Raw genomic sequence first — 4777 nt, forward strand, 5'->3', positions numbered from 1 at the left:
CTGCGGTCCGGGCCCCTTCGCGTTCTCCGACGAATGGCGTCGGGCCGCAGCAGGGCAAGCCACGGCATGAGGAAGGGGAAGGCGCCTGGCGCCTTCCCCTTCGTGAGTCACCTCTTCACGGGCCTTCCGGCCGCAGGTGCGATCGTGCGGGAGACAACATCCGATACCTCCGTCCCGATCGGTGACTGGGTACCTCCGACCGTAACCCCGTTGCCGACCGGAGTAAAGAGTTGGCAGCGACTTCCCGCCGCGCTCGAGCGAGCCTCAGGCGTAGTCGGCCCAGATCCGTCTGGAGACGCCGTCCACCGTCATGCTGCCGCCGTAGGGCAGGATCCACTGCGGCCTGGTGTGACCGAAGGGGACGCCGACGACCACAACGGCGTCCGGGTTGTAGCGCCCGATCGTCTCGATGGCGACATCGCGCTGCTCCTGCCGGTGTGCGGCACACGCCTGCTTCGTCGGGCGCACCTCGAGGGAGGAGGCTGGGGGCCGGGCGACGACGACCGCGTCGACAGCCTCCAGCAGGCCACGTTCGCCGAGCGAGCGAACGATCCAGCCGAACTCGGTTGCCGGGATGAGCTCCTCGGAGGTCTCGAGCAAGAGGATGCCGCCGGAGAGCACCGAGGGGTCCGCAGGGAAACGACCCGCGGTGAGGATCCACTGGAGCACGTCGATGCAGCCGCCCCAGGTACGGCCGGTCACCGACTTCGGCGGACCCGCCCACTCCCACGGCTCGGTGGCCTCGCGGTCGCCGAACTCGTGGAGGGCCCGCGGATCGAGCCAGTCCCTGCCGACGTCCTCCGACTCGTCGGGATCGGTGACCTCCAGCCGCTCCCCGGTCAGCAGCGCCGCCCGAAGGGACCGGGCGTGCACCTCGTCCACGTGGGGCCCCGGCCCGAGGTGGACCTGCGTTGAGCCGCCGTAGAACCCGGCTACGCCGTGGGTCCAGAGCCAGCAGAGCAGGTTGGTGTTGTCGCTGTAGCCCAGGAACGGCTTGGGGTCGCTCAGAATGAGGGTCGGATCCAGGTGCGGCACGACGGTGATCTGGTCCTCACCGCCGATCGTGGCGAGGACGGCGCGCATCTCCGGGTCGGCGAAGGCGCTGTTGAGGTCGGCCGCCCGGTCGCGGGCCGAAGCCCCCAGTCGGCGGGTCGTGGGGTACTCGACCGGCGTCAGCCCGGTGAGGTCCGCGAGACGAGCCATGGCCTGCTCGTGGACCGCCGGAGCGAACCCGGGCGCCGCGAACGAGGGGGAGAGCACCGCCACCCGGTCTCCGGGTGAGGCCTTGGGAGGACTGGTCAGGATCGGGGGGCCGGGCATGGGTCTGTTCTCCTCTGAGGGTCGGCTGGGGGAAGGAGGCGGGACGTCGGTGACCCGGGCTCGGCGACGTGCTCGGCTGTGCTCGGGTCAGCCCCAGCCCAGGTCGTGCAGCTGCTCGTCATCGATCCCGAAGTGGTGAGCAACCTCGTGGACGACCGTGACGGCGATCTCGTCTCGCAGCTCCTCGGCGCTGCGGCACATGCGCTGGAGGGGGCCCTGGAAGATGGTGATCCGGTCCGGCAGGGCTCCCGCTCCCCACCAGCTGTCCCGCTCGGTCAGCGGGGTGCCGTCATAGACGCCCAGCAGGTCGGGGTCGTCCTCAGAGGGCTCCGGCTCGATGAGGACGACCACGTTGTCCATCGCCGCCGTGAGCCGTGGCGGGATCGTGTCGAGGGCATCGGCGACGGCTGCTTCGAACTCGTCGTCGGTCAGGTGCATGCAGTGAGTCTGCCACGGGCCGGGAACGGGAAACGGGCCCGCCCCGATGGGGACGGGCCCGTCTGCCGAAGCATCCCTGGGGGCGTCAGCTCCGCTCGATGGCCGGCGCGGCCACCTCCGGCTCGCTCGGCTCCTCGATGACCTCGGGACCGTGCGCGTGGTGCGCGGCCTCGAGCTCGGCCGGGCTGACCGGCTCCACGCGGTCCTTGAAGTAGAAGTGCGACAGCTTGGCGCGGAGGCGCTCCTTGCGCGCCACCGGGTTGGCCACACCCTGTGCGTCCGTCGTCTCGCTGACGACGAGCGGGGCCTGGATCTCGTGCTGGACGAGGGGCCAGCGCTCGCTCGGCGTGAGCGGGGCGTGGATCTCCTCGAACTCACCGTTGGCGTGGCGCCAGATGGTGCCGGTCTCCCGGCCGTGCAGCACCTTCTCGCGGTCGGCCTGCTGCAGGCTCAGGCAGATCCGCTTGGTGATCCAGAAGGCGATCGGCGGGCCGACGAAGAACAACGTCCGGAGCAGGTTGGTGATGTCGTTGATCGACAGGTGCAGCTTGATCGCCATGATGTCGTTGCCCGCGGCGAAGAAGAGCACCACGTAGAGAACGATGCCGGCGACACCGATGGCCGTGCGGGTCGGTGCGTTGCGCGGCCGGTCGAGCAGGTGGTGCTCACGCTCGTCGCCCGTCACCCACTTCTCGACGAAGGGGTAGACACCGATGATTCCCCACATGACGGGCAGCAGCAGGATCGAGCCCGGGAAGATGTTCATGCTGAACGTGAACCCGAAGGCCTCGAACTCGAGGAAGCCGGGCAGGAGGCGGAGCGCGCCGTCAGCGAAGCCCATGTACCAGTCCGGCTGCGAGCCGGCGGTGATGGGGGAGGGGTCGTAGGGACCATAGGTCCAGACCGAGTTGATCGACACCACCGCCGAGATCAGCGCGATGACACCGAAGACGATGAAGAAGAAGCCCCCGGCCTTTGCGATGTAGACCGGCATGAACGGGTAGCCGACCACGTTGTTGTTCGTCCGGCCCGGGCCGGGGAACTGGGTGTGCTTCTGCAGGAACACGAGCAGGATGTGCGCCGTGAAGAGCCCGACGAGGGCCGCCGGCAGCAGCAGGATGTGGGCGGAGTACAGGCGCGGGATGATCGACTCGCCCGGGAAGGCGCCGCCGAAGATGAAGTAGCTCATGTAGGAGCCGATGACGGGGATCGACTGGACGAAGCCGTTCATCGCCCGGATGCCCGTGCCCGACAGCAGGTCGTCAGGCAGCGAGTAGCCGGCGAAGCCCTCGATCGCGGCGAGCATCGACAGGATCGTGCCGAACACCCAGTTGATCTCGCGGGGCTTGCGGAAGGCGCCGGTGAAGAACACCCGGGCCATGTGGACGAAGACCGACACGACGAAGATCAGGGCGGCCCAGTGGTGGATCTGCCGGATGAGCAGACCACCGCGGATGTCGAAGGAGATGTCGAGCGTCGAGCGGTAGGCGTCCGAGACCGTCACGCCCTGCAGGGGCACGTAGGACCCGTCGTAGACGACCTGCGCCTGGCTCGGGACGAACCAGAAGGTGAGGAAGACGCCGGTCAGCAGGCAGATGATCATCGAGTACATCGCGATCTCGCCGAGCATGAACGACCAGTGGTCGGGGAAGACCTTCTTCATCAGGAAGGAGACGCCCTTGGCGCCACCCGTCCGCTCGTCGACCCAGCCGGCGATCCCGCCGAGGGGACGCGACTGTGCCTGCGCCCGCTCGCTGTCCCGGTCGTGGGCGCGCAGCGCGTCTGCGGCGCGCGCCTCGTTGATGGTGCTCATCGTGCACGCTCCCAGAAGCTCGGGCCGACGGGCTCGTGGAAGCCCTCCGGCGCGACGAGGTAGCCCGCGTCGTCAACGGTGATCTTGAGCTGCGGCAGGGGCCGCTTGGCCGGACCGAAGATGACGGCGCAGTCCTCGGTGAGGTCGAAGGTCGACTGGTGGCAGGGGCAGAGCAGGTGGTGTGTCTGCTGCTCGTAGAGGCCGACCGCGCAGCCGACGTGGGTGCAGATCTTCGAGTAGGCGACGACTCCGTCGACGCCCCAGTCCCGGGCCTTCTTGACCTTGATGAGGTTCGGGTCGAGCCGGATGAGGATGACGGCAGCCTTGGCCTTCGCCTCGAGGACGTGCTTGCCGTCGTCGAGGTACTTCTGCAGCGTCTCCGGCATGACGTGGAAGACCGAGCCCTGGGTGACGTCCGACAGCTTGATCGGCGTCATCTCCGGGTCACGCATGAGCCGGATCGGCTTGCCACCGTTCTCGGACGGGTCCCAGATCGTGTGCTTCAGCTCCTCGATCGTCACCGGTCCGAGGGAACCGACGACCTGGAAGGCGAAGGGCAGTGCGAACAGCCCGAGCGCCCCACCGAGCGTGTACTTCAGGATCGGGCGCCGGTCGAGCTGGGCGTTGCGGCCGCCCTCGACGACGACGTCGACCGCCTGTGCCCGGTCAACGTCCGAGGAGCGCAGCAGGTGACGCTCCTCGACGATCTCGTGGTCCGACATCAGCGTCTTGGCCCAGTGCACGGCGCCGATGCCGATGAAGAAGAGCGAGAACCCGAGCGACAGGCCGAGCACGACGTTGATCGTCTTGATGGTGCCGATGCCCGGGAAGAAGAAGACGGAGTCGTCCGGGATCGCGAAGTAGGCGACGAGGAAGACGACCGTGGCGATCATCGAGAGCGTGAAGAGGGCGGCGACCTGCCGCTCGGCACGCTTGCCAGCAGCGGGGTCGACGTCGGAGGCGCGGTAGACGTGCGGTGGCAGGCCCGGGTTCTCGAACCGGGCCGGCAGGCCTCCGGGGGTCGTGAGTTCGCCGGAGCCGCTCGCGGGAGCGACCACCGTCGACTCGTGCGGTGCCCCGTTCTCGTGCTCATTCATCGGATGGGAGTCCTGTCGTCGTGCGTGGTGGGGACGAAGCGCAGGGCGCTCATGCGGCCTTCTTGCCGAGCCAGACGGCACAGCCGATGAGGATGCCGATGCCGAAGGT

General features: G+C 68.4%; 4 protein-coding genes. All 4 read right to left on the minus strand.

Annotation, left to right across the window (positions count from 1 at the left end; all coding sequences use genetic code 11):
• Nucleotides 1–264: 264 nt before the first annotated feature.
• Nucleotides 265–1320 (minus strand): S66 family peptidase, encoded by a 1056-nt coding sequence (locus N864_RS19280; protein ID WP_034721091.1) that lies wholly within the window; start codon nucleotides 1318–1320, stop codon nucleotides 265–267.
• Between the two features lie 87 nt (nucleotides 1321–1407).
• Nucleotides 1408–1758, minus strand: a complete 351-nt coding sequence (locus N864_RS19285) for a metallopeptidase family protein (RefSeq protein WP_034721093.1) — start codon at nucleotides 1756–1758, stop codon at nucleotides 1408–1410.
• 85 nt (nucleotides 1759–1843) lie between these two features.
• Nucleotides 1844–3571 carry a cytochrome bc1 complex cytochrome b subunit gene (qcrB, locus tag N864_RS19290; protein ID WP_034721096.1) on the minus strand — a complete coding sequence of 576 codons (1728 nt, stop codon included), beginning with the start codon at nucleotides 3569–3571 and terminating at the stop codon, nucleotides 1844–1846.
• A complete protein-coding gene (qcrA, locus tag N864_RS19295) occupies nucleotides 3568–4668 on the minus strand; it encodes a cytochrome bc1 complex Rieske iron-sulfur subunit (RefSeq protein ID WP_034721099.1) in 1101 nt (366 codons plus the stop codon). Before qcrA ends, qcrB begins: the two co-directional genes overlap by 4 nt.
• Nucleotides 4669–4777: the final 109 nt, after the last annotated feature.

Source organism: Intrasporangium chromatireducens Q5-1, from assembly GCF_000576575.1.
Taxonomy (GTDB): Bacteria; Actinomycetota; Actinomycetes; order Actinomycetales; family Dermatophilaceae; genus Intrasporangium_A; species Intrasporangium_A chromatireducens.

Bases quoted from the DNA above. Each gene is read 5' to 3' on its own strand.
- N864_RS19280 (WP_034721091.1), bottom strand. From the start codon at position 1,320: ATGCCCGGCCCCCCGATCCTGACCAGTCCTCCCAAGGCCTCACCCGGA.
- N864_RS19285 (WP_034721093.1), bottom strand. From the start codon at position 1,758: ATGCACCTGACCGACGACGAGTTCGAAGCAGCCGTCGCCGATGCCCTC.
- qcrB (WP_034721096.1), bottom strand. From the start codon at position 3,571: ATGAGCACCATCAACGAGGCGCGCGCCGCAGACGCGCTGCGCGCCCAC.
- qcrA (WP_034721099.1), bottom strand. From the start codon at position 4,668: ATGAATGAGCACGAGAACGGGGCACCGCACGAGTCGACGGTGGTCGCT.